The 24,890-nt window shown below is 58.7% G+C and carries 24 protein-coding genes; 9 read left to right on the forward strand and 15 right to left on the reverse strand.

Annotated elements, in window-relative coordinates:
- Positions 1-399: 399 nt before the first annotated feature.
- Positions 400-693: a fructose-bisphosphate aldolase gene (locus AC1MEW_RS24325; protein WP_201257332.1), complete on the forward strand. Its 294-nt coding sequence runs from the start codon at positions 400-402 to the stop codon at positions 691-693.
- 63 nt (positions 694-756) lie between these two features.
- On the opposite strand, the gene AC1MEW_RS24330 is transcribed toward AC1MEW_RS24325, so the two are convergent.
- From AC1MEW_RS24330 to AC1MEW_RS24355, 6 genes are all read right to left on the reverse strand, one after another.
- Positions 757-1,227, reverse strand: coding sequence for a GNAT family N-acetyltransferase (locus tag AC1MEW_RS24330; protein ID WP_480423844.1), 471 nt, complete (start codon positions 1,225-1,227; stop codon positions 757-759).
- Between the two features lie 242 nt (positions 1,228-1,469).
- Positions 1,470-1,895 (reverse strand): hypothetical protein, encoded by a 426-nt coding sequence (locus AC1MEW_RS24335; RefSeq protein ID WP_480423845.1) that lies wholly within the window; start codon positions 1,893-1,895, stop codon positions 1,470-1,472.
- A gap of 75 nt (positions 1,896-1,970) precedes the next feature.
- A complete protein-coding gene (locus tag AC1MEW_RS24340; RefSeq protein WP_201189038.1) occupies positions 1,971-2,519 on the reverse strand; it encodes a cupin domain-containing protein in 549 nt (182 codons plus the stop codon).
- Between the two features lie 356 nt (positions 2,520-2,875).
- The gene (locus AC1MEW_RS24345) at positions 2,876-4,159 is read right to left on the reverse strand and encodes an NAD(P)/FAD-dependent oxidoreductase (RefSeq protein WP_480423847.1); all 1,284 of its coding nucleotides are present in this window, start codon (positions 4,157-4,159) and stop codon (positions 2,876-2,878) included.
- 52 nt (positions 4,160-4,211) lie between these two features.
- Positions 4,212-5,702 (reverse strand): aldehyde dehydrogenase, encoded by a 1,491-nt coding sequence (locus tag AC1MEW_RS24350; RefSeq protein WP_323570590.1) that lies wholly within the window; start codon positions 5,700-5,702, stop codon positions 4,212-4,214.
- 314 nt (positions 5,703-6,016) lie between these two features.
- The gene (locus AC1MEW_RS24355; RefSeq protein ID WP_201189043.1) at positions 6,017-7,393 is read right to left on the reverse strand and encodes a glutamine synthetase family protein; all 1,377 of its coding nucleotides are present in this window, start codon (positions 7,391-7,393) and stop codon (positions 6,017-6,019) included.
- Positions 7,394-7,673: 280 nt separating this feature from the next.
- Here AC1MEW_RS24355 and AC1MEW_RS24360 point away from each other — a divergent pair, with 280 nt between their 5' ends.
- The 5 genes from AC1MEW_RS24360 to AC1MEW_RS24380 all read left to right on the forward strand — a co-directional run bounded on the left by AC1MEW_RS24360 (position 7,674) and on the right by AC1MEW_RS24380 (position 13,103).
- A complete protein-coding gene (locus AC1MEW_RS24360; RefSeq protein ID WP_323570234.1) occupies positions 7,674-8,435 on the forward strand; it encodes a gamma-glutamyl-gamma-aminobutyrate hydrolase family protein in 762 nt (253 codons plus the stop codon).
- A gap of 374 nt (positions 8,436-8,809) precedes the next feature.
- The gene (gene potA, locus AC1MEW_RS24365) at positions 8,810-9,952 is read left to right on the forward strand and encodes a polyamine ABC transporter ATP-binding protein (RefSeq protein ID WP_201202579.1); all 1,143 of its coding nucleotides are present in this window, start codon (positions 8,810-8,812) and stop codon (positions 9,950-9,952) included.
- A complete protein-coding gene (locus tag AC1MEW_RS24370) occupies positions 9,949-10,863 on the forward strand; it encodes an ABC transporter permease subunit (RefSeq protein WP_201202578.1) in 915 nt (304 codons plus the stop codon). The genes potA and AC1MEW_RS24370 overlap by 4 nt, the downstream gene beginning before the upstream one ends.
- Complete coding sequence (locus AC1MEW_RS24375) at positions 10,860-11,744, forward strand: ABC transporter permease subunit (protein WP_201257337.1); 885 nt, start codon at positions 10,860-10,862, stop codon at positions 11,742-11,744. The genes AC1MEW_RS24370 and AC1MEW_RS24375 overlap by 4 nt, the downstream gene beginning before the upstream one ends.
- Before the next feature lie 261 nt (positions 11,745-12,005).
- Entirely contained in the window at positions 12,006-13,103 is a 1,098-nt protein-coding gene (locus AC1MEW_RS24380) for a polyamine ABC transporter substrate-binding protein (RefSeq protein WP_201202576.1), read from the forward strand.
- Positions 13,104-13,292: 189 nt separating this feature from the next.
- On the opposite strand, the gene thpR is transcribed toward AC1MEW_RS24380, so the two are convergent.
- Positions 13,293-13,829, reverse strand: coding sequence for an RNA 2',3'-cyclic phosphodiesterase (gene thpR / locus AC1MEW_RS24385; protein ID WP_201257338.1), 537 nt, complete (start codon positions 13,827-13,829; stop codon positions 13,293-13,295).
- A 60-nt stretch (positions 13,830-13,889) separates the two neighbouring features.
- Here thpR and AC1MEW_RS24390 point away from each other — a divergent pair, with 60 nt between their 5' ends.
- Positions 13,890-14,084 (forward strand): hypothetical protein, encoded by a 195-nt coding sequence (locus AC1MEW_RS24390; RefSeq protein ID WP_201257339.1) that lies wholly within the window; start codon positions 13,890-13,892, stop codon positions 14,082-14,084.
- A 15-nt stretch (positions 14,085-14,099) separates the two neighbouring features.
- Here the strand turns inward: AC1MEW_RS24390 and AC1MEW_RS24395 are convergent, their stop codons facing one another.
- The 3 genes from AC1MEW_RS24395 to AC1MEW_RS24405 form a co-directional block, all read right to left on the reverse strand.
- Positions 14,100-14,453, reverse strand: coding sequence for a DUF1428 domain-containing protein (locus tag AC1MEW_RS24395; protein ID WP_201257340.1), 354 nt, complete (start codon positions 14,451-14,453; stop codon positions 14,100-14,102).
- 181 nt (positions 14,454-14,634) lie between these two features.
- Entirely contained in the window at positions 14,635-15,699 is a 1,065-nt protein-coding gene (locus AC1MEW_RS24400; protein ID WP_201257341.1) for a hypothetical protein, read from the reverse strand.
- Positions 15,700-15,751: 52 nt separating this feature from the next.
- Positions 15,752-16,201 (reverse strand): hypothetical protein, encoded by a 450-nt coding sequence (locus tag AC1MEW_RS24405; RefSeq protein WP_480423849.1) that lies wholly within the window; start codon positions 16,199-16,201, stop codon positions 15,752-15,754.
- Between the two features lie 24 nt (positions 16,202-16,225).
- Between AC1MEW_RS24405 and AC1MEW_RS24410 the strand changes: the two genes are divergently transcribed.
- Together AC1MEW_RS24410 and AC1MEW_RS24415 are read left to right on the forward strand one after the other, a co-directional pair.
- The gene (locus AC1MEW_RS24410; protein ID WP_201257343.1) at positions 16,226-16,486 is read left to right on the forward strand and encodes a hypothetical protein; all 261 of its coding nucleotides are present in this window, start codon (positions 16,226-16,228) and stop codon (positions 16,484-16,486) included.
- A 171-nt stretch (positions 16,487-16,657) separates the two neighbouring features.
- A complete protein-coding gene (locus tag AC1MEW_RS24415) occupies positions 16,658-17,983 on the forward strand; it encodes an OprD family porin (RefSeq protein WP_480423850.1) in 1,326 nt (441 codons plus the stop codon).
- Positions 17,984-18,142: 159 nt separating this feature from the next.
- Here AC1MEW_RS24415 and AC1MEW_RS24420 read toward each other — a convergent pair whose 3' ends face one another.
- The 5 genes from AC1MEW_RS24420 to AC1MEW_RS24440 all read right to left on the reverse strand — a co-directional run bounded on the left by AC1MEW_RS24420 (position 18,143) and on the right by AC1MEW_RS24440 (position 24,600).
- Positions 18,143-18,475 (reverse strand): DUF2790 domain-containing protein, encoded by a 333-nt coding sequence (locus AC1MEW_RS24420; RefSeq protein ID WP_322268154.1) that lies wholly within the window; start codon positions 18,473-18,475, stop codon positions 18,143-18,145.
- Between the two features lie 148 nt (positions 18,476-18,623).
- Positions 18,624-18,824: a co-regulatory protein PtrA N-terminal domain-containing protein gene (locus AC1MEW_RS24425; RefSeq protein WP_480423852.1), complete on the reverse strand. Its 201-nt coding sequence runs from the start codon at positions 18,822-18,824 to the stop codon at positions 18,624-18,626.
- Between the two features lie 111 nt (positions 18,825-18,935).
- Positions 18,936-22,091, reverse strand: coding sequence for a CusA/CzcA family heavy metal efflux RND transporter (locus AC1MEW_RS24430; RefSeq protein WP_322268153.1), 3,156 nt, complete (start codon positions 22,089-22,091; stop codon positions 18,936-18,938).
- Positions 22,092-22,130: 39 nt separating this feature from the next.
- The gene (locus AC1MEW_RS24435; protein WP_480423854.1) at positions 22,131-23,342 is read right to left on the reverse strand and encodes an efflux RND transporter periplasmic adaptor subunit; all 1,212 of its coding nucleotides are present in this window, start codon (positions 23,340-23,342) and stop codon (positions 22,131-22,133) included.
- Between the two features lie 49 nt (positions 23,343-23,391).
- Positions 23,392-24,600: a TolC family protein gene (locus tag AC1MEW_RS24440; RefSeq protein WP_480427330.1), complete on the reverse strand. Its 1,209-nt coding sequence runs from the start codon at positions 24,598-24,600 to the stop codon at positions 23,392-23,394.
- Positions 24,601-24,890: the final 290 nt, after the last annotated feature.

Below are 24,890 nucleotides of genomic sequence, written 5' to 3' on the forward strand. Positions count from 1 at the left end.
ACCCCAATCCCCTGCCCCCGATTTCCTAGGACATTTCCGAACGCCCGGTTTACAAGGGCTTCGCCACCGAACGCGGTAAATCCCCTTCGCCATAATGGCCGAAAAGGCGTCCTACCCTGCGGTTGCGGGGGCCAAAGTGGACACCTATATTCGACCCGTCGCCGATAGTAATTGGCGATAGGGTTTCGCAGCCCTTCCGAATAGAATCAATCCTGCACCGTCATAAGACACTCAGGCGTGCTAAGCCTGAGCCTCACTTTATGGCGGCTGTGCGTGGGAGACCTTCGGGTCTGCCGGGTTTGATTCTTACTTGGTCTGCGAACCCGCGCACAGTTGCCACCCATTTTGTTTCGCAGCAAAAAGGCGGCAGTTCATTCCCTTCATAAAGAATCGAATCTCATGACAACGAACAATCCGCCTCGCCGCTTCACCCCCATGTCCCAATTCGCCACCGACTACCCCGTCCTCCTCATCGACACCGAAGCCCCAATCCGCGAACTCCACAACTGCGTCAGCGAACGCCTCAACGCCGTCCTCAAATACCTGAACCTCATGGCCTGCACCAGCCTGCCGGACTACGCCGAAAATGACATCAACACCGTCACCAACATCGCCCGGATCATGGTCCAGGATGTGCGCGATGTGTTTCGGGTGATTGAGCAGCGTGGGTTTGATACGCCCAAGAGTCAGTGACCAAATTAAAGCCGTAAAAAACCCGCATTACTGCGGGTTTTTATGACCGGTTGTTTACTCCAATTAAAACAAAAGCCCTTTCACCATAGGCACACAAGCCAACTGAAGCCCCGAAGGTGAATGGTAAATAGCAGGCACATCACCCACAAAACCGCACCGACGGTAAAAGTCGGCCGCGTTCAATGTGGAATCCAGATTGACTTCCTCCAGCCCCAAATCCCGCGCCAAACCTTCCAAGTGATTCAGGATTTTCAACCCAATACCCTGCCCCATAAAACCCGGCAGCACAAAGATCGCGCCGATTTCGCTGCTCTCCAGATCAAGCATCCCTGTCGCCACCGGCTCACCCTGAATCCAGCCCAGATAAAAGTGTTTCTCCATAAGGCTGTCGTACCCGTCCTTTGCGGCTCCTGCTGTCCAGGCGAGCATCTGCTGCTCGGTATAAGCACCAATGCATTGGTGCCGTATCGCTTGCAAGCGTATGTCGAACGCCATTTGGGCATCGCTTGGCGTAGCGCGTCTGATCTCGAGCATTTCATTCTCCTTTAGCCATCCGTGGACCGAGAACTAAAAAGCCCCGTCCATTTCTGGCGGGGCTTTGGGTATCTACGTCAAATCCTATGAACGTATGACCTCATGGCCCGCTGGAAGCGGTCATGGAGGAGCACATCATGTTCATGTGGCGTGTGTAGGTCATGGGTCGATAGTGTTTGGGATGATCCGGGTTGTCAATTTTGGGAAGCCAATAAATACGCGTCCCCTTTTCCCATCCTTTTTCAGCGTTTCATGGATTCACACTGGCTGCGCAAATCATGATTGCTGATATTCCCGCAACTACCGCCGCTCGCCTTGGCATTGCAAAGGGCTCGCTGATCGCTATCGCCAATGTTACCGCATGAAGTACCCCCCATCTCCGCATTGCAGGCAGCACGCAAATCATGATCTTGGATATTTCCGCAACTGGTGCCGCTCGCCTTCGCGCTACAGTACGCACGCTGATCATGGTCCTGAATGTTGCCGCAAGAACCACCGCTCATCTCCGCGTCGCAGGCGGCTCGCAAATCGTGATCCTGAATATTGCCGCAACTGGTGCCGCTGTTTTTGGCACTGCAATATGCGCGCTGATCATGATCCTGGATATTGCCGCAGCCAGCAAAAGAGTAGCCACTGAACATCAACAACATTGCAAGAACTAGTCTCATCACACACTTCCATGTTTTGCTAAAAAACAGCCCGGCGCTGATGTATCCAAGGTAATCGAGCGTACAGCTTATTGATCAGAAGTTCGCTGGAGTGTTCGCACTAATAATCTCCGCCTCATCCGCCCCAATATTCCGAAACCGATGCGGCAGCGTCGTCGGGAAGTAATACCCATCCCCGGCATTCAGCACACTAATCTGCCCATCAACCGTCAACTCCACCGTGCCCCGAGTCACGAGCCCGCACTCTTCCCCTTCCGAGTGAACAATTGGCTCTTCACCAGAACTAGCCCCTGGCGCGTACTGCTCGCGCAACAAGCGCATCTGCCGGCTCGGCACCGAAGCGCCAATCAGCAGCAACCGCAGCCCGTGACGCCCGAGGTCCGGCTGTTCGTTAGCCCGAAACACGTATTGATGCTCACGCGGTGGTTGGTCGAAGGTGAAGAAGTCCGCCAAAGACATGGGAATGCCTTCAAGCAGTTTTTTGAGGGAACTGACGGAGGGACTGACGCGATTCTGTTCGATCAGGGAGATGGTGGCATTGGTGACGCCGCTACGCCGGGCCAGCTCGCGCTGGGACATTTTGTAGCTTTCGCGTACTAATTTGAGTCGTGAGCCCGTGTCCATGACAGCCTTATGTGTGAAGTACTTAAGGGGTTATGGGGGTGGATGGCGGGCGACTTTTGGCCGCGAGGAACACCGCTTCCCTGTCCCGGAAAAGTGAAAGGCGGGTATTAAATCACGTTTGTTCGTGTTGCTCAGCAGGTTCGATGGGTGGTGGGTGAAAAAGGCTGGTGGGCCTGATGTTGATCGGTTTTGGTGCGTGAGTTTTGGGGTTGGTTTGCTTGGGATTGCGGTGTTTCAGGGGGTATTGAAGGTGGCTGATACGGCCTCTTCGCGAGCAAGCCCGCTCCCACAGTTTTGATCTCGGCTGGGCACAGATTTTGTGCTTGGCTTGGATCCCCTGTGGGATTGCGGCAGGCTTAGATGCCGAAGCGATCGCGCAGTGCGTAGTACGCGGCGCCCATGGCGGTGAGCGGGGCCTGGAAGGTGCGGCCGCCGAGCATCGGCATGTGAGGCAGCGAGGCGAAGGCGTCGAAGCGTTCGGCGTCGCCGCGGATCATTTCCGAGATTAGTTTGCCGGCCAGGTGCGAGCAGGTGACGCCGTGGCCGCTGTAGCCTTGCATGTAGTAGGCGTTTTTCTCGATGCGGCCGAATTGCGGCATACGCGACATGGTCAGCAGGAAGTTGCCGGTCCAGCGGTAGTCGATCTTCACGTCCTTGAGTTGCGGGAAGGTCTTGAGGATTTTCGGCTTGATCAGTTGCTCGATGTCGTCCGGTTCGCGGGCGCCGTAGACCACGCCGCCGCCATACAGCAAGCGGTTGTCGGCGGTGAGGCGGTAGTAGTCGAGCAGGTAGTTGCAGTCTTCGACGCAGTAGTTGTTTTTGATCAGGCTGCGCGCAACCTTCTCGGACAACGGTTCGGTGACGACGATTTGCGAGCCGCACGGCATGCTTTTGCGGGTCACGCGGTTGTCGAGGTCTTGCGGCAAATAGGCGTTGCCGGCGATCAGCAGGTACTTGGCGCGGACCACGCCTTTGGCGGTGCGCACGGTGATCGGTTCGCCGTAGGTGATTTCCACCGCCGCCGACTGTTCGTAGATCTTGCCGCCCAGGCCAATGATCGCTGAGGCTTCGCCGAGCGCCAGGTTCAGCGGGTGGATGTGGCCGCCCTGCATGTCGAGCAGGCCGCCGACGTAGTTGTCGCAACCAACTTCACGCTGGATGTCCGCCGCGTCGAGCATTTTCAGGTTCTTGTTGCCGTAGCGCTCCCAGCTGCTTTTCTGCTCGGCCAGGCCTTTGAGTTGCTTTTTGTTCAGCGCAGCGAAGATGCCGCCGGGCTTGTAGTCGCACTGGATGTCGTAGTGCTGAATGCGTTGACGGATGATATCGGCGCCTTCGAAGATCATGCTGCCGAGTACTTCGGCAGTCTTGTCGCCGTAGCGTTCTTCGATCACGTCGACGTCGCGGCTGTAGGAGTTGACCAGTTGGCCGCCGTTGCGACCGCTGGCGCCGAAACCGACTTTGGCGGCTTCGAGCACGGTGACGCTGTAGCCGGCTTCGGCCAGGAACAGTGCCGAGGACAAACCGGTGTAGCCGGCGCCGATGATGCAGACGTCGCACTCCACCAGTTCTTCAAGCACCGGAAAGTCGCCGGTGAAGTTACGGGTGGCGGCGTAGTAACTGTTTACATGCGTTTGTTTCATAGGTTTCTCCGATGGCCGCTGGCACGTGCCAGCGACCGCCGCTGTAGAAGTATTAGAGCTTGATCCAGGTCGCTTTGAGTTCGGTGTATTTGTCGAACGCATGCAGCGATTTGTCCCGACCGTTACCCGACTGCTTGAACCCGCCGAACGGCGCAGTCATGTCGCCGCCGTCGTACTGGTTGACCCAGACGCTGCCGGCACGCAAGCCGCGAGCGAAGGTGTGAGCCTTGCTCAAGTTGCTGGTCCAGACACCGGCGGCCAGACCGAAGATGCTGTCGTTGGCAATCGCCAGCGCTTCTTCCTCGGTGTCGAAGGTGATCAGCGACAGCACCGGGCCGAAAATCTCTTCCCGGGCGATGGTCATGGCGTTGGTCACGCCGTCGAAAATTGCCGGTTCCACGTACAGGCCACCGGTGGCTTCGAGGGTACGGCTGCCGCCCGCGATCAGTTGCGCGCCCTGGTCTTTGCCGATCTGGATGTAGCGCAACACGTTGTCCAGTTGGCGCTGATCAACGACTGCGCCGACGGTGGTTTCCGGATCGAGGGCGTGCCCCGGTTTCCAGGCTTGCAGTGCTTCCACCAGCAGCGGAATGAACTGCTCGCGAATCGAGCGCTCCACCAGCAAACGAGAACCGGCGGTGCAGACTTCGCCCTGGTTGAAGGCTATCGCCCCGGCGGCTGCTTGTGCTGCCGCGCGCAAATCCGGCGCGTCGGCAAACACCACGTTTGGACTCTTCCCCCCAGCTTCGAGCCAAACGCGTTTCATGTTGCTCTGCCCGGCGTAAATCAGCAGTTGCTTGGCAATCGCGGTCGAGCCGGTGAAGGCCAGCACGTCGACGTCCATGTGCAACGCCAGCGCCTTGCCGACGGTGTGACCGTAGCCCGGCAAGACGTTGAACACGCCTTTCGGGATGCCCGCATCCAGCGCCAATTGCGCGATACGAATCGCGGTCAGTGGCGATTTTTCCGAAGGCTTGAGGATGAACGAGTTACCCGCCGCCAGGGCCGGGGCAAACTTCCAACTGGCCATGATCAACGGGAAGTTCCACGGCACGATGGCCGCGACAACGCCTGTTGGTTCGCGAGTGATCAGGCCGAGTTGGTCGTGCGGCGTGGCCGCGACTTCGTCGTAGATCTTGTCGATGGCTTCGGCGCTCCAGCGGATCGCGTTGGCGGTCGCTGGAATGTCTATGCTCATGGAGTCGCTGATCGGCTTGCCCATGTCGAGGGTTTCGAGCAGGGCCAACTCTTCCTGGTTCGCCAGAATCAGGTCGGCGAAACGGATCAGGATGCGCTTGCGCTCTGCTGGCGCCAAACGCGCCCAGATGCCGGACTCGAAGGTCTGCCGTGCAACCACTACGGCTGCGTTGGCGTCGGCTTCATCGGTGCTGGCAACGTTCGCCAGAAAGCGGCCGTCGACCGGGCTGATGCATTCGAAGGTGTCACCGCTCAGTGCTGCGCGGTACTGACCGTCGATGAAGGCGCGGCCTTCTATTGTTAAGGACTGAAAGCGTTGCTCCCAGTCGCTGCGAGTGTTTGTCATTGTTGTGACTCGACGCAGGGGAATAAGTAGTCGTCGGACTAAAGCCAACCCATTTAGGATCAGAAAACAGCGATCCCTGTGGGAGCGGGCTTGCTCGCGAAAGCGGTGTGTCAGGCGACATCCATGTTGACTATGCCGCCGTCTTCGCGAGCAAGCCCGCTCCCACATTTGATCGGTGTTGTCCGCACGGTTTGTGAACGACACAAATCCCCTGTAGGAGCTGCCGAAGGCCGCGATCTTTTGATCTTGACTTTAAAAAGCAAAGTCAAAAGATCGCAGCCTTCGGCAGCTCCTACAGGGTTATTCAATAGCCATCAGACGGTGTGCAAATACCAGTTGTACTCAAGGTCGGAGATGGAGTTCTCGAACTCGGCCAGCTCGCTTTCCTTGCACGCCACGAACACGTCGATGTACAGCGGGTCGATGTATTTGGCCATGACTTCGCTGTCGTCCAGCTCGCGCAATGCATCGCGCAGGTTGTTCGGCAGGCTCTGCTCGTTCTGCTCGTAGCTGTTGCCTTCGACCGGTGGGCCGGGCTCGATTTTGTTGGTCAGGCCGTGGTGAATACCGGCCAGGACCGAGGCCATCAACAGGTACGGGTTGGCATCGGCGCCGGCAACACGGTGCTCGATGCGCACCGAGTCCGCGGAACCGGTCGGCACACGTACCGCAACGGTACGGTTGTCGATGCCCCAGCTTGGCGAGTTCGGTACATAGAACTGCGCGCCGAAGCGGCGGTACGAGTTGACGTTCGGGCACAGGAACGCCATCTGCGCCGGTAGGGTCTCGAGCACACCGCCGATCGCGTGACGCAGTGCGGCGTTCTGCTCGGGATCCTCGCTGGCAAAGATGTTGTTGCCTTCTTTGTCGAGAATCGAAATGTGCACGTGCAGACCATTGCCCGCCTGGCCCGGATACGGCTTGGCCATGAAGGTGGTGTCCATCTCGTGGTCGTAGGCGATGTTCTTCACCAGACGCTTGAGCAACACCGCGTAGTCGCAGGCCTTGATCGGATCAGAGACGTGATGCAGGTTCACTTCGAACTGCGCCGGGGCGCTTTCCTTGACGATGGCGTCAGCAGGAATGCCCTGCTCTTTCGCGCCTTCGAGGATGTCTTGCAGGCAATCGACGTATTCGTCGAGGTCGTCGATCAGGTACACCTGAGTCGACATCGGACGCTTGCCGGAGACTGGCGAGCGTGGCGATTGCGGACGACCGTTCACGTTGTCCTGGTCGATCAGGTAGAACTCGAGTTCAAAGGCTGCGCAAATCGTCAGGCCCATGTCATCGAACTTGCTCACGACCTGACGCAGTACTTCGCGAGGGTCCGCGAAGAACGGCTGGCCTTCGAGTTCGTGCATGGTCATTAACAGTTGCGCGGTTGGGCGCTTCTGCCATGGCTCGATGCTGAGGGTGTTTGGGATGGGGAAGCAGATTCGGTCTGAGTCGCCGATGTCCAGACCCAGGCCGGTGCTTTCCACCGTAGAACCATTGATGTCCAGAGCAAACAGCGACGCCGGGAGGTTAATGCCTTTTTCGTAAACCTTATGAAGACTGGTGCGTTCGATGCGCTTGCCGCGCACCACACCGTTCATATCCGCAATCAGAAGGTCGACGTACAAAACCTCAGGATATTTCTTAAGGAATGCGTTTGCTTCGTTGAGTTGAACGGCACGCAGAGGGACCGACATGATGCACCTATTAGCTGTTAATTATTATGTTCACTTCATGTTCACGAGCCCAGTCAATCCGAAAGACAAAGTGAAGTCAATAGCGAACACTTGGCCTTTCAACCTTTATTTTCGGGCCTTTTATGGGCACGCGAGTGCCAGGGAAGTCCTGCGCACCGTGTAAATCCTGAGGATCGGACGACCGGCGTTTAGAATTTTTTACATGAGAGTTGTTAATTAAAATCAACAAGGCTAAGCTCCGGAAAAGCTCGTTCAAGTGTGAAACTTCGAGGTGATAAAAATGGCATTCAAGCCATTGATCGGCGTTACAGCGTGCGTCAAACAGATTGGCCTGCACCCCTACCACGTCAGCGGCGACAAGTACTTACGTGCTGTCAGCGTCGCGGCTCTGGGGCTGCCCGTCGTCATTCCTTCCTTGGGCGAACTGACCGAAATCGAGGACCTGCTCGCGCAGCTCGACGGTCTGTTGCTGACCGGCTCACCCTCGAATGTGGAACCTTTCCACTATCAAGGCCCCGCCAGCGCACCCGGCACGGATCACGATCCGGCGCGGGATGCCACGACTCTTCCTTTATTGCGTGCAGCGATTGCCGCCGGCGTGCCGGTGCTGGGCATCTGCCGCGGCTTCCAGGAGATGAACGTGGCGTTCGGCGGCAGCCTGCATCAGAAGGTCCACGAATTGCCCGGCATGCTCGATCATCGCGAGGCGGACAGTCCGGAGTTGGCGGTGCAGTACGCGCCGGCTCATGCGGTGACTGTGCAACCGGGCGGCGTATTCGAAGCCATGGGTCTGCCGACGGTGTTCCAGGTGAACTCGATTCACAGCCAGGGCATCGACCGACTCGCTCCCGGCCTGCGCGCCGAAGCGATTGCGCCGGACGGTTTGATCGAGGCGATTTCGGTGGATCACAGCCCGACCTTCGCGGTCGGCGTGCAATGGCACCCGGAATGGCAGGTGCTGAGCAACCCTCCTTACTTGAGTATTTTCCAGGCGTTTGGTGACGCGTGCCGCAAACGCGCGGCGCTGCGCAACTCGCGCTGACGTAAAACACATTTGATCCATTTACTGCCCCCGTGGGCCAGGCGGGCGCGCGTTTGTGCGCCCGTCCCTCACGACAACAACACACCGCGATAACAACAAGTACTACCAGGCAGCCAGGACGGCGGCGCCGAATAAGCCCGAGCGGTATGGGTGATGCCAGTGAGCCAAACGCAAATCCAGGGTGGGAGCGGGCTTGCTCGCGAAGAGGGAGTGTCAGTCGACATTGATGCTGCCTGATACACCGCTTTCGCGAGCAAGCCCGCTCCCACAGGGGCTCACCGTTGAATTGACTGGCGTCGTACAGCTCAGGCTTGCAATCAACTATTAAGTCAGGCCGCGTTGGCCCGACGACTGAAACCTGTTGGGAGTTTCACATGGCAAATGCCTCCAGCACTTACAGGAAGGCTCTTGAAGGTCACCAGGCACCGAAAAAGGTCTTGGTGAAAATCGATCGCGTGACCAAGAAGTTCGACGAAACCACCGCCGTGGACGATGTGTCCCTGGAAATTTATCAGGGCGAAATCTTCGCCCTGCTCGGTGGTTCCGGCTCTGGTAAATCGACCCTGCTGCGCATGCTCGCCGGTTTCGAGCGCCCGACCGAAGGGCGGATCATGCTCGACGGCGTGGACATCACCGACATGCCGCCCTACGAGCGGCCGATCAACATGATGTTCCAGTCCTACGCGCTGTTCCCGCACATGACCGTGGCGCAGAACATCGCCTTTGGCCTGAAGCAGGATCGTTTGTCCGCCAGCGAAATCGACGCCCGCGTTGAAGAGATGCTGCGTCTGGTGCACATGACCCAATACGCCAAACGCAAACCCCATCAGTTGTCCGGCGGTCAGCGTCAGCGCGTCGCCCTCGCCCGCTCCCTGGCCAAACGTCCGAAGCTGCTGTTGCTCGACGAACCAATGGGCGCGCTGGATAAAAAACTGCGTTCGCAGATGCAACTGGAACTGGTGCAAATCATCGAACGGGTCGGCGTGACCTGCGTGATGGTGACCCACGACCAGGAAGAAGCCATGACCATGGCTGAACGCATCGCGATCATGCACCTGGGCTGGATCGCCCAGATCGGCAGCCCGGTCGACATTTATGAAGCGCCGGTCAGCCGCATGGTCTGCGAATTCATCGGCAACGTGAACGCCTTCGACGGCACCGTTGTGGAAGACCTCGAAGGTCACGCGATCATCCACAGCCCGGACCTGGAACAGAAGATTTACGTCGGTCACGGCGTCAGCACTTCGGTGCAGGACAAGTCAGTCACCTACGCCATCCGCCCGGAAAAAATGCTGGTCAGCACCCTCAAGCCCGAGCAGCGCTACAACTGGTCCAAGGGCAAAGTGCATGACATCGCCTACCTCGGCGGCCACTCGGTGTTCTACGTCGAATTACCTGGCGGCAAGATCGTCCAGTCGTTCATGGCCAACGCCGAACGCCGGGGCGCACGTCCGACCTGGGACGACCAGGTTTACGTGTGGTGGGAAGACGACAGCGGCGTGGTACTGCGTTCATGAAAACCTTCAATCAGCAGTTCCTGAGATTGGTCCCCAGCGGGCGCAAAATGGTGATCGGCATTCCGTTCATCTGGCTGTTCCTGTTTTTCATGCTGCCGTTCTTCCTGGTCATGAAGATCAGCTTCTCGGAAGCGGCGCTGGCGATTCCGCCGTACACCGAGATCTACAATTTCGTCGACCAGAAGCTGCAAGTGCTGCTGAACCTCGGCAACTACGCGCTGCTGACTCAGGATGAGTTGTACATCTCGGCGTACCTCGGTTCGTTGAAGGTCGCGTTTTTCAGTACGGTGATGTGCCTGGTGATCGGTTTCCCGATGGCCTACGCGATTACCAAGGCGAGCAAGGAAGCGCAAAACGTCCTGATGTTGCTGATCATGATGCCGACCTGGACCGCGATCCTGATCCGCGTTTATGCGTGGATGGGCATCCTCAGCAACAACGGTTTGCTCAACGCATTCCTGATGTGGACCGGGTTGATTTCGTCACCCATCGAGATCCTCAACACCAACACCGCCGTGTACATCGGGGTGGTTTACGCCTACCTGCCGTTCATGGTCTTGCCGCTGTACGCCAACCTGGTGAAGCACGATCAAAGCCTGTTGGAAGCCGCGTCGGACCTCGGTTCGAGCAACTTCAACAACTTCTGGAAAATCACCGTGCCGCTGGCCAAGAACGGGATTATCGCCGGCTGCATGCTGGTGTTCATTCCAGTGGTCGGTGAGTTCGTGATTCCGGAACTGCTGGGCGGCCCGGAGACCCTGATGATCGGTCGCGTGCTGTGGCAAGAGTTCTTCAACAACCGCGACTGGCCGGTGGCGTCTGCCCTGGCGGTGGTGATGCTGTTGATCCTGATTGTGCCGATTCTGCTGTTTAACCGCAGCCAGGCCAAAGAGATGGAGGCACGGGGATGAAACGCTTCGGATTTTCAAAGTTCATGCTGATTTTCGGCTTGTCGTTTATCTACCTGCCGATGCTGATTCTGGTGATCTACTCGTTCAACGCCTCGAAACTGGTGACAGTGTGGGGCGGCTGGTCGGTGAAGTGGTACGTCGGCTTGCTCGACAACACCCAACTGATGGGCTCGGTAATGCGCTCGCTGGAAATCGCCTGCTACACCGCGATTGCCGCGGTGGCGTTGGGGACATTGGCCGCGTTTGTGCTGACTCGCGTGACTCGATTCAAGGGCCGCACGCTGTTCGGTGGCCTGGTGACGGCGCCATTGGTGATGCCGGAGGTAATCACCGGTCTGTCGCTGTTGCTGCTGTTTGTGGCGATGGCTCAATTACTCGGCTGGCCGAAAGAGCGTGGCCTGGTAACGATCTGGATTGCTCACACGACGTTCTGTGCGGCGTATGTGGCGGTGGTGGTTTCGGCGCGTTTGCGTGAGCTGGACCTGTCCATCGAAGAAGCCGCCATGGACCTCGGTGCGCGGCCGTTGAAGGTGTTCTTCCTGATCACCATTCCGATGATCGCGCCATCGTTGGCGGCCGGCGGCATGATGTCGTTTGCCCTGTCGCTGGATGACCTGGTGTTGGCGAGCTTCGTGTCCGGCCCTGGTTCGACGACTCTGCCGATGGAAGTGTTCTCGGCGGTGCGTCTGGGTGTGAAACCGGAGATCAACGCTGTGGCCAGTCTGATTTTGCTGGCGGTGTCGATTGTCACGTTTATGGTCTGGTACTTCAGCCGCCGCGCCGAAGCCACCCGCAAACGTGCGATCCAGGAAGCGATGGACCAGACGGCCAGCGAATCCTGGTCACAACCGAAAAACCAACGAGTTGAAGTGGCGGCCTAGTGTCTTTGCTTTTACTTAAGTGACCACAAAACCTGTGGTGAGGGGCTTGTTGTGGTGAGGGGGCTTGCCCCCGTTCGGCTGCGAAGCAGTCGTAAAGTCGGTGAACGCGGTGTGCTTGATATACCTGCGCAGCAGGTTTTGGGGCCGCTTCGCGACCCAACGGGGGCAAGCCCCCTCACCACAACAAGCCCCTAACCACAGGTCTTGTGTTCACCGCACTTTTGCTTTGCGTTTTTGAATAAAAAGAATGGAGTTGTACCGATGAAAATGTTTGGCAGGACTCTGCTGACACTGTCCTTACTGGGCGCCATGGCTACGGTTGCCCAGGCCGACGACAAGGTTCTGCGTGTTTACAACTGGTCGGATTACATCGCCCCGGACACCGTCAAGAAGTTCGAAGACGAGACCGGCATCCGCGTGACCTACGATGTATTCGACAGCAATGAAACCCTTGAGGCCCGCTTGCTGGCCGGTAAATCCGGCTACGACATCGTGGTGCCGTCCAACAGTTTCCTGGCCAAGCAGATCAAGGCTGGCGTCTACCAGACGCTGGACAAATCGAAGCTGCCGAACTGGAAAAACCTCAACCCGGTGCTGCTGAAAAACGCATCGGCCAGCGACCCGGATAACGGTCACGCCTTCCCGTACATGTGGGGCTCGATCGGCATCGGTTTCAACCCGGCCAAGGTCAAGGAAGTACTCGGGGCCAACGCGCCGACCAACTCCTGGGACCTGCTGTTCAAACCGGAAAACGCCGCCAAGCTAAAAGCCTGCGGCATCAGTTTCCTGGATTCGCCAACCGAAATGCTCCCGGCCGCCCTGCACTATCTGGGCTACCCGGTGAATTCACAGGACAAGGGCCAGATTGCTGAAGCTGAAGCGCTGTTCATGAAGATTCGACCGTCGGTGGCGTACTTCCATTCTTCGAAGTACATCTCTGACCTGGCCAACGGCAACATTTGCGTGGCGGTCGGTTATTCCGGTGACGTGCTGCAGGCCAAGGCTCGCGCCAAAGAGGCCGGCGACATGGTGAAGATCGACTACAGCATCCCGAAAGAAGGCGCTGGCAGCTTCTACGACATGGTCGCCATCCCACGGGACGCGGCGAACGTCGAGAACGCTTACCTGTTCATGAACTTCCTGATGCGCCCGGACATCATCGCCGAGATCACCAACAACATCGGCTACAGCAACGCCAACGCGGCGGCGACGCCGTTGGTGGATGAAGCGATTCGTGACGACCCAGGCTCGTACCCGCCGCAAGAAGTGATGGCGACGTTGTATGCCATCCCGGACATGCCAATCGGCATTCAGCGGGTCATGACCCGGGGCTGGACGCGGGTGAAACTCGGTAAATAACCCGCACTCCCTGTAGGAGCAAAGCTTGCTCGCGATGAGGCCATCACATTCAACACAGATATCCGCTTTTCCCTCTTCCGTTCACGCAGCGCCTTACCACCGCTGCTTTTCCTTCGAACGGCCTCACCTGGCTTCCTCGGTCAAGGTGAATTTCAGGCGCCCTCGGGCGCTTTTTTTTGTGCTGCCGATTCAGGGCGCGAGCGGCCACTCGACCAGCGCTCGATAGCGACCCTTATGGGATTCGAACAGCGTGAAGTGCTCGGCCCGCAGGACAAACTCGGGAGGCTCAGTCGACTCAGGCACCGGCAATCGGTAGTCACGCATCAACGTCAGGTGGGGTCGAAATTCCTTCGGCGAATCCTCAAATCCAAACGGCAACATCGCCTGCTCCAGTGCGTAAACCAGCCGCAACAACTCCGGCGACGCCTGCTCCGACGCGAGCACCATGACGCCGTGCTTGCGCCAGACATCCAGGCGATCAAGCACCACCCGCAACGGCACGCCCGGCACCCGAACATTCGCTGCCGCGGTGCAGATATCCGAAATCTGCGCCACGCCCACCGCCCCCAAAAACATCAGCGTCAGGTGAAAGTTTTCCGCCGGCACCGGGCGTCCACTGCGCAGTTGCAGCGCGCTGCGCCACTGGGCAATCGCCCGCCGCTGCGGCGCCGCACAGTTCAAGGCAAAAAACAGCCGTTTGACCGGTTCAAGGGATTCATCGCTCACGCCTGGCACCTCCTGACATGCACGTTATAGTTGAACCAACCGAATTAACGGGAGGGCGCCATGCGAGTAATCATCAGCAAAGAGCCATGGTGGGCGATGCCACCGAGACCCGGCCAGGCTGAGTCCGAGCTGGAATGGGGCTGGCTGGTTCACTATAGCGAAGGTGAGCCGCGTTTCGAGTTCATCAAGGAGCGGCCGACGGACAGTGAAATCCGCAACCGCAAGAGTTGCAGGATCACCCCATCCTCGGAGTGACCCTGTGGTCGTTTGTCAGGCTTGGACGAGGACTTTGAAACCGCCAAAGACCATGCGCTGACCATCGAACGGCATCGGATTGACGTCCTGCTGCATGCGCGGATCGACCATGACTTTCTGCATCCCGGCATCGCGGGTGGCCTTGTCGGGCCAGACGATCCAGGAAAAAATCACGGTTTCGTCTTCCTTGAGTTTCACTGCCATCGGAAACGACGTCACTTTGCCGTCCGGCACGTCATCGCCCCAGCATTCAGTGATGCTCAAGGCACCGGCCTCCTTGAAGATCCCGGCGGCGATCTCGGCGTGCTTCTTGAATTTTTCGCGATTGGCGGTGGGGACTGCGGCGATTAGGCCATCGATGTAAGACATGGTCATTCTCCTGCATGGGTTAAAGGCCAATACCGGTTGTGACACTGCACCTGTGGCGAGGGAGCTTGCTCCCGCTGGGCAGCGAAGCGGCCCCAAAGAATGGGACTGCTGCGCAGTCCAGCGGGAGCAAGCTCCCTCGCCACAGGGACGGTGTGCATTCTTGGCGACTTGGTGGCATTGGTCAGGGGTCGATCTGTTGAGTAGTCGATCCGCTCGGGCTCAAATCGACAGTGCCCTCCCCCGAGCCGACCGACGGTTCAACGCTGCTCCCCAGGCTGCCCTCAACCTGCTTGGCCATGTACAGCGTCCCGGCCATGACGCCGCTGGTCGGGTTCTGCAGCAGTTTCGTCCAGGCCTTGTCGAACGTGTTGCCCAGGCTGCTGCGGATCAGCGCCTCGCTGTCCGGCCGGTCGCTGGCCTGAATGATCGCCCGGATCCCCGCCACCCCCACGGTGATCAAGCCCCCGGCCAGTTTGCCGGCGGCTGCAGCCACCGCACTGGCCGCGCCACGAGGGGCCATCTCGGCCTCCATTCGTTGGCTGACGCGCTTGGCTACCGGCGCCATGCCGGCATCTGGCGAGGCGATACTTTTGTCACCGCCGGCCTTGTGGATCGTGTCGATCAACGCCGCGTAAGCCGGCAACGCGTTCAGCGGCTCGGTACTGACGACTTGATACAGCGAGGCATCCCGGGCCGGAGGCGGTCCGAGGGCGATGGCGGGGACTTTCTGAATCCGGCCGTTGAGCTGCGCGATGGGTATGCCATGGCGCTGGGCGATGACTTGCATTTGCTGGCTAAGGGTCTGCACATAAAACACTGTGGCTTGGGCGAGGATAGCGTCGGGATCAATTTCCACCGCCACCGGCGCCAGCACCCGCTTCTGATACTGCTCCAGCAAATAGGCAGCCAAGCGCTTGGTCGAGGCATCCTGCTCGCCGCCTGCACTCAAGGTGTACACACTGACTTTCATCGACAGCCATTCCTGGGTCCAGTAACTGCTGAACCACGGGATGAACTTCTCCTCGGTCTGTTCGTAAACCCGGGTGCGCCAGTGCTCCATTGAGCCACGCGCGAACTGTCGGGCCTGTTCGGTGGCCTGTTGCGAGGCGCTGACAATCTCCCGGTCCACCTGCTGCCAGGTGCTGGGTGAGACGAATACCGCTGGTTCCGGCACTGGGGCACGCGCAGACGTGGCGCACCCCGCCAACACCAGCATCACGGCAACGATCAGCGAACGCAGGTTCAAGATCGCGATGTCCTACAGTCGCCCCCGAACGAAATGCCCGGTGCTCATAAAGCTATTGAGTTGAGTATAGGCCGCGGGTTTTGGCCGTTCGTCTGGAGAATGGTGGCGCCCTTGAAACCGCCTTCGCGAGCAAGCCCGCTCCCACATCTGAAATGCACTCCCCTGTAGGAGCGAGGCTGCCCGCGAAGAGGCCTGCAAATCCACTAGAGATCCCGGCGTCAGTCACATCGCCTTCGCGGGCAAGCCTCGCGCCTACGGGTCCGATGCAATCCCTGCTCGCGATGCGGCCCGCAAAAACGATGAAAAAAGCTTCACCATCATTCCTGTCGATATGCACCATCGTAATGAAAGCCTTCCGCAAAAAAACCGTCCGGCGCAGGATCAGCCCCATACCCAACGCAAACCCTGCATCAGAGGGGCGAACCATGTTGATCCATCTGCTGACCTGCCTGGCCTTGACTGCCGTCACGCTGACTTTGTTTTCCCGTTTCTTTCTGGACATCGACCCATCCGAGGAGCACCCATCATGATCCACATCGTCACCCTGGCCGTGAGTTTCCCGGTGTTCGGCAGCAACTACTATTCGCAACAGGCCGTCTCGCGCAAAGAAGTTGCGTTGGTGTTCGACAAACAGTTCGAAGCGTTGCTGATGCCGGCAGCGGCCAACCATTTCAGTAACGAAGTGGTCGGGCTTAACGATCAGTTCCGGTTTTTGAATGATGTACTGGTCGAGCATTTGCTCGACACCGAAATGGCCCAGCGTTCATCACGCCAGTTCACCTTCTAGCAGGGGAGTATTCCCCTGCTGACAGAATTGTAATTCCCCCATCACCTCCCCGTTATCTGCAGATTGCAACGATGTCACTCGGCGCTCTTACGCAAGGGTAAATCCCTTGCCGTAGAAAAATAAAACCAAGCCGAAGAACGTTCCAGTTCTGCCGAACCCAAGGAGTGATTGATGGTTAACCCTACAAAGTATTCGATGGCCGCTTTAGCGATGGTTGTCAGTTCCGGGCCGTCCCTGGTAGCGGCTGAGGAAAAGGCCGGGGGATTTGTTGAAGACAGCAGCCTGACCGTGCTCAACCGTAACTACTACTTCAATCGTGATCACCGCAATGGTCAGTCGAGTCCCACGGGCAATGGCTATTCCGAGGCCTGGGCCCACGCGATTATCAGCAAGTTCGAATCCGGTTTTACCCAAGGCACTGTCGGTGTCGGCGTTGATGCATTTGCAATGATCGGGCTGAAGCTTGATACCGGTGATGGTCGCAACGGCGGCCGTAGTTCGTTCGACGTATTGCCCGTCAACAGCGACGGCGAGGCGCGAGATGAATACACCAAGGTCGGTGGTGCAGCCAAAGTTCGGGCCTTTGATACCGTGCTGAAAGTCGGTGATGTGTTCCCTTCCACCCCAGTGGTGGCGGCTGGTGATTCCAGGCTTCTGCCGGAAAGTTTCCGGGGCGTTACCGCGACCAATACTAGCCTTGAAGGCCTGACACTTCAGGGCGGTCGACTTCACGCCATGAGCCAACCGGTCTCCAGCAACATGCGCGAGAACTTCGCGACGTTCTACGCCGGCCCGGTCAACTCACCATGGGTTGGCTACTTCGGCGGTGACTACGCACTGAACAAAGATGTCAGCTTCAGTCTTTATTCCAGCCGCCTCAAAGACGCTTGGAATCAATACTACGCAGGCACCGCGTTGAATCACTCGTTGTCGGATGAACTCTCGGTATTTGGTGGCTTGAACTATTACAAAGCCATCGACGAGGGCAAGCAGTTGCTCGGCAAGTTCGACAACAACATCTGGAGCGGCCGGATCGGCGTGAAGTACGGCGCCCACTCGCTGGCACTGTCCCACCAACGAAATAACGGCAACGACGACTTCGATTATCTGCGCCAGTCGGACTCGATCTTTCTCGACAACTCGATCCAGTACAGCGACTTCAACTCGCCCAAAGAACGTTCCTGGATGGTCCGCTACGACCTCGACATGAGCCCGTATGGCGTGCCTGGCCTGTCATTCATGACCCGTTACGGCCGTGGCTCCGGCGCCGACTATTCCAACGCGAACGCCGTGTACATGCGCCGCGATGCCGAGGGTAACCCGCTAACCGACCAGAAACGCTGGGAGCGCGATATCGAGGTGAAATACGTGGTGCAAACCGGCACGTTGAAAGACATGTCCTTGCGTCTGCGCCAAGCCAATACCCGGGCAACGGCGTTCGAGTCGGACCTGGATGAAGTGCGCGTGATTGTCGAATACCCGCTGGCGATTCTGTAAGACCCTGCTGCTCAGTTAAATCTGCACATTCACCTTTAGAAGCTCCTTGCTCCTTTGGAAGAGGTGAATTTTTTGGCGTCCTTTGGGACGCCTTTTTTATGCCTGCGATGTAGAAATCGCGAGGCACATACAAAACCTGTGGGAAGTGTGTTTAATGCACTAGCTGCGCTGCTGGCGACACTCCCCCGCCACCGTGTACTTGACCGTATTGAGCTGCCCTTGGGAGTCTTCATAGGTCATGGCCGCCGGCACCACAGCGCAACGCTTTTCAGGTCGCACGACGCTCACGACGTTAACCACGTCCATCTTCATCCCGTATTCATACTCTTTGACGACTGGCGCTGACTTGCCCTGGCTCACCGCATACTGCTCCATGGCTTGCATGTTGGCGCTCATCATCCTGTCGAAGGCCCTGTCACCGCCCCCTTCTGCCCATACACTTGAAGACATCGCCAATACAGCAACACAACTCATCACACTCATGAACTTCATGCCCAATACCTCATATAGGAAAAACCAAAATAGTATCAACTTGCCGCTATCGAAGACGTTGCACCCACATTACAAAAACGATATAAACCGCCCATAAAAAAAGCCCGCCATCGAAGTTCGATGACGGGCTTGTTCATGTGCAGCACGATTACATTTGTTTGGTTTTATCATCCTTGGCAGCATTCAACACCACCGGATCACCCTTCGGTTCTTTGGCCGCAAACGCCTGCACTGCCTGGTCATTAGACGTCATCATCCGGTCAAACGTCCTGTCGCCACCGCCTTCAGCCATTGCAACGGAAGAAAGAATCAAAGCACCTAAAAACGCACAGACTTGAGCAAGTTTCATTTGTGACACCTCATTAATAATTGACGCTGTCAGGGTATCAATTGGAACCTGTCACGACGGTGGCGCCAACATTACATATTCGTTATGTTTGTTACTTTAAATAACAACCAACTAGGCCATCGATTTAACTTCATCCTCCTCCCGACGGTGTGCCCACTGATAAAGCGCCGGCAAGATCAGCAACGTCAGTGCCGTCGAGGACAGGATCCCGCCGATTACCACGGTCGCCAGCGGCCGTTGCACCTCCGCCCCGGTGCCGGTGGCCAACGCCATCGGAATAAAGCCGAGCGAGGCCACCAGCGCCGTCATCAACACCGGACGCAACCGCGTCAGCGCACCTTCATTGATCGCGCTGCTTAGCGAGCGCCCTTCTTCCCGAAGATTGCGGATGAACGCGATCATCACCAGACCGTTGAGCACCGCGACCCCGGACAAGGCAATAAAACCGACCCCCGCCGAGATCGACAATGGAATGTCCCGCAGCCACAACGCCATGACCCCACCGGTCAGTGCGAAAGGGATCCCGGTGAACACCAACAGCCCATCCTTGAGGTTGTTGAACATCATGAACAACAAGGCAAACACCAGCAGCAGAGCGACCGGAACTACGATCTGCAAGCGTTTGGCCGCCGATTGCAGTTGCTCGAACTGCCCGCCCCAACTGGTCCAGTAACCGGCCGGGATCTGCACCTGCTGTTCAATCACGCGGCTGGCTTCCTGCACAAACGAACCAATATCGCGCCCGCGCACGTTGGCACTGACGATCACCAGACGCTTGCCGTTTTCGCGGCTGACCTGATTCGGCCCGAGCACCAGATCAAGGCTGGCCACTTCCGACAGCGCGATGAAGCCAATCTGAGCGGCACTGCCATTGAGCAGCGCCGGCACCGGAATCAATAGCGTCGACAGGCCTTCGACGTCCTTGCGCATGGCGTCGGACAGGCGCACCACCATGTCGAATCGACGATCACCTTCATACAGAGTCCCCGCCTGGCGCCCACCGACCGCCACCGCGATGGTGTCTTGCACGTCACCAACGTTCAGGCCATAACGCGCGGCTTTGTCGCGGTCGATGTTGATGGTCAGCACCGGCAGCCCGGTGGTCTGTTCAACCTTGACCTCGGAAGCGCCGCTGACCTTCTGCATCGACGCCGCAATTTTCGCCGCCGTGCTGTTGAGCACCGCCATGTCATCGCCGAACACCTTGACCGCCACGTCACTGCGCACGCCGGAAATCAGTTCGTTGAAACGCAACTGAATCGGCTGGGACAACTCGTAGTTACTGCCCGGCATCAGCGCCGTGGCGTTCTGGATATCGGCAATCAGCGCCTCTCGGGACTTGTTCGGATCAGGCCATTGGTCCTTGGGTTTGAGCATCACGTAGCTGTCGGAGATATTCGGTGGCATCGGGTCGGAAGCAATTTCCGCGGTCCCGGTGCGCGCGAACATGCGCTGCACTTCGGGCACTTTTTCCAGTACCAGTTTTTCCAGGCGCTGCTGCATTTCTACCGATTGCGTCAGGCTGGTGCCCGGCACGCGCAAGGCTTGCAGGGCAAAATCGCCTTCGCTGAGACTCGGTACAAACTCGCTGCCCATTCGACTGGCCACCACTCCCGATATCGCGATCACGGCCAATGCCGCGCCGAATGCGATCGAGCGATGGCCCATAACCCACTCCAACGCCGGGGCGTAGACCCGACGGGCGCCACGCATGATGACGTTCTCTTCTTCCTTGACCTTGCCAGTCACGAACAGCGCAATCGCCGCCGGAACAAAAGTCACCGACAACAACATCGCCCCGAGCAAGGCGATCACCACCGTAAACGCCATCGGGTGGAACATTTTCCCTTCGACGCCGGTCAGGGCAAAAATCGGCAGGTACACGACCATGATGATCAACTGGCCGAAAATCAGTGGCCGGCGCGCTTCCTTGGCCGCCGCGAACACTTCATGAAAGCGTTCGGAGCGCGTCAGGATGCGCCCGTGATGCTGCTGCGCATGGGCCAGCCGCCGGATGGCGTTTTCGACAATCACCACCGCGCCGTCGACGATGATGCCGAAGTCCAGCGCGCCGAGGCTCATCAGGTTGGCGCTGACTTTGTTGGTGAACATGCCGGTGAAGGTGAAGAGCATGGCCAGCGGAATCACCATCGCCGTGATCAGCGCCGCACGAATGTTGCCCAGGAACAGGAACAGAATCGCGATCACCAGGATCGCCCCTTCCACCAGGTTCTTCTTGACCGTGGCAATTGCCTTGTCCACCAGATGCGTGCGGTCGTAGACGGTGATCGCGACCACGCCTTTGGGCAGCGAGCGGTTGATTTGTTCAAGCTTGGCGGCAACAGCCTGGGACACCGTGCGGCTGTTCTCGCCGATCAACATGAACACCGTGCCGAGCACCACTTCACGGCCGTTTTCGGTCGCGGCCCCGGTGCGCAATTCGCGGCCGATGTCCACGGTCGCGACGTTCTTGATCCGGATCGGCGTGCCGTCGACATTGGCCATGACGATGTTGGCGATGTCCTCGGTGGTCGCCACTTGGCCTGGGGCGCGAATCAACAGCTGCTCGCCGCTGCGCTCGATGTAACCGGCGCCGACGTTGGCGTTGTTGCGCTCCAGCGCCGTCACCAGGTCGGTCAGGGTCAACTTGTAGGCCGCCAGGCGTTTTGGATCGGGCGCAATCTGGTACTCCTTGGCAAAGCCGCCAATGGTGTTGATTTCCGCCACGCCCGGCACGTTGCGCAGTTGCGGCTTAATGATCCAGTCCTGGATCACCCGCAAATCGGTCGGCGTATACGGGCTGCCGTCCTCTTTGAGCGCGCCCTCCTCGGCCTCGACTGTCCACAGAAAAATCTCCCCCAACCCGGTCGAAATCGGCCCCATCACCGCCTCCACTCCGTCGGGCAATTGTTCCTTGGCGACCTGCAATCGCTCATTGACCAATTGCCGGGCGAAGAACAGGTCGGTGCCTTCCTTGAAGATCACCGTGACTTGCGACAACCCCGAACGCGACAGCGAACGGGTCTGCTCCAGCGCCGGCAAACCGGCCATGGCGGTTTCGATGGGAAAGGTGATGCGCTGCTCGGTTTCCAGTGGCGAGAAACCCGCCGCGCCGGTATTGATTTGCACCTGCACGTTGGTGATGTCGGGCACCGCGTCGATCGGCAGCTTTTGATAGCTGGCGATGCCGAGGCCGGCCATGAGCAGCACCGCGAGCAACACGATGATGCGCTGCTCGATGGAGAATTGAATCAGGCGTTCAAACATGAGGACCTTCTCGTGGCAATGGCGGATCGGTGGGCGTCTTTAGTGAGCGTGCTCGGCCGAGGCCTTACCCAGTTCCGATTTGAGAATGAAGCTGCCGGCGGTCGCGACTTGCACGCCAGGCGCCAGGCCTTCGGTGATCTCGACCAGGCCGGCGGCGCGGCTGCCAATCACCACCGGCTGCGCCTTGAAGCCGTCATCGGTTCGAACGAACACGGTGGGTTTGTCCTCCACCGTTTGCAGCGCGGCTTCCGGCACGGCGACCTTCGTCTGGCGGGTTTCGGTGTCCACCCGAGCGGTCACGAACAGCCCCGGACGCCAGGCGCCTTGCGGGTTGGCCAAGGTGACGCGGACCGTGGCAGTGCGGGTCTGCTCGCCCAGCAAGCTGCCGACGTAGGCCACGGTTCCGCTGACTTCGGCGTTCAGCTCCGGGGCGCTGACCGTCACCGATTTGCCCACCAGCACCTTGTTCAAGTCCTTCGGCGAGACACCGAAGGTCACCCACACCCGCGACAAATCCGAGAGCGTGAAAGCATTGGTGGTTTCGCTGACGACCTCCCCCAAGCCCAAGTGTTTTTCCACCACCACACCGTCGAACGGCGCCCGCAGCTCATAGCGATTACCGCCGCTGGCCACCGAACTGCCACTGAGCACGCTGATTTTCTGGCGGGCATTGCCGAGGGCGATTTCGGCTTCTTGCAGGGCCTGACGAGCCTGGAGGAAATCCTGCTCGGCAGAGATTTTGTCCTGCCATAGCTGCCGTTCACGGGCGTAGGTGGTGCGCGCCAACTCCAGACGCCGTTGTGCGGCGGCTTGTTCGCTGCGTTGATCGGAGATCTGCTGGCTGGCGATGACCGCCAGCAACTGGCCTTTCTTCACCGACTGACCGAGGTTGACGTGCACCGACTCGACCACACCCGGCGCACGCGGCACCACGTGGGCGGTGCGGTCTTCGTCGAAACGGATTTCGCCGGGAAACGGCAACGAGAGACTGATGTCCCGGGCCTCGGCTTCGGCCAACTGGATACCGGCCGAGGTGATCTGCTCGGCACTCAGCGTCAGGTGACCTTCTTCGGTTTCGCCTTCGGCGTGGGAGGCTTTCGTTTCATCTTCGCCGGCGTGATCGTCGTGGCCCTGTTCGTCCTGCGCCTGGACGGCGGCCGTCGGTGACGCTGCGCCGCCCATCCAGGATGAGCCAATGCCAATGCCCACCGCGAGGGTCAGTGCGGTGACAAATAGGTGTTTTTTTTCCATGGAGACTCCCTGCGCCGCGCCGTTGACCGGGCAGCGATAAAAAATGAAATCAACGGCTGCGCGCGAGCGTCTCGACATCGCCGAAAATCCGCTCGATGCGCACCCAGGCGTCAGTGGCCTCGGCAATCGCCTGGATGTATTGGGCGCGGGCGCTGATCAAGGTGCGCTGGGCATCGAGCACGTCGAGGAAGTTGAACTTGCCCATCTCAAAACCACGGGTCGCGGTGTCGACGGCGCTTTGCGCCGCCGGCAGGATCGATTGGTCGAACGACTGGATTTCCGTGTTGGCGGTCAGCCATTGATCCAGGGTGGTCTGGATTTCCGTGCGCAAGCGCAGCTCACTGGCGTTGCGCAGGTCGCGGGCCTGATCGGCGCGGCGTGCGGCGGCGAGGATGTTGCCCTGATTGCGGTTGAACAGCGGGATCGGCATCGACAGCCCGACGACGTTGACCCGCTCGCGCTCCAGCTCGCTGTATTGGCTGCCGACACTCACCGTGAGGTCTGGAATCCGCTGGGCTTTTTCCAGGCCCAGGGACGCTTCGCGCTGATCGATCTGCAGCTTGGCCAGTCGCAGCTCTGCGGTGTCTTCGATGCGTGCCAGCAGCCGCGAAGCGGGCGGCACGGCGGGCATCAAGCGGTCAGAATCGCTCACGCTGACGAAGGTCGGCAGCGGCGCCCCCATGACCTGCGCCAGTTGCTGCCAGGCACTGGCCTCGTCGCGCTCGGCCCTTCTGAGTTCCAGGCGGACCTCCGAGAGCTGCACCTCGGCGCGCGTCCCTTCAACCGGCGATGACTTGCCGCTGTTGATCCGCCCTTGCGCCACCCGCACACCGCGTTCCGCAAGTTCCAGCGACTGGCGTGACAGCAACAACCGTTGCTGCGCTGTCGAGGCTCCGTAGAACGCCTGAATGACGTCGGCCCGTAACACGTTGCGCTTGCGCTCCAACTCGATGCCCGCCGCATCCTGGGCGCGACTGGCGACGTCGATCCGGGCCCCGCGCTTGCCACCGAGTTCGATAGGTTGATTGAGCATCACCGTCGTGGTTCGCGAATTGCGGCGGGTGTCTTCCGCCTCCCAGGACACTTCGGGGTTGGGGATCAATCCCGCTTGCTGCCGATCGCCCTGGGCGATACCGATTTCCCACTGGGCCGCTGCCAGGTCAGGGTTGTTGGCAAACGCCGTTTGCAGGGCTTGGTCCATGGTCAGCGCTGATGAGGCCGAAGTTGCCGCAACGCTGGAACCGGCCCATGAGAGCAGGCAACTTAAACCGAGAATTCTGCTTATGTTCAGGGAAACTATTAACGTTCGATGCCAGCGCAATTCCAGACTTCCTTTAAAGCACTAATAATTCAATGGCATCAATGTAGAGTTGCACAGCTATCAACAAGGTGACTGCAAAATTACAAATACGTTATCCAACGTTCTGGCGGTACTTCTTGCACTAATATGGAGGGGTAAAAACCTAATAACCCCACAAGCAATATGAAGAAACAAATGCTGGCCAATTATCCGCCGCACAGCACTTGCCGAAGTCTCACAACCATGTA

Source organism: Pseudomonas sp. ASL4 (assembly GCF_056680395.1).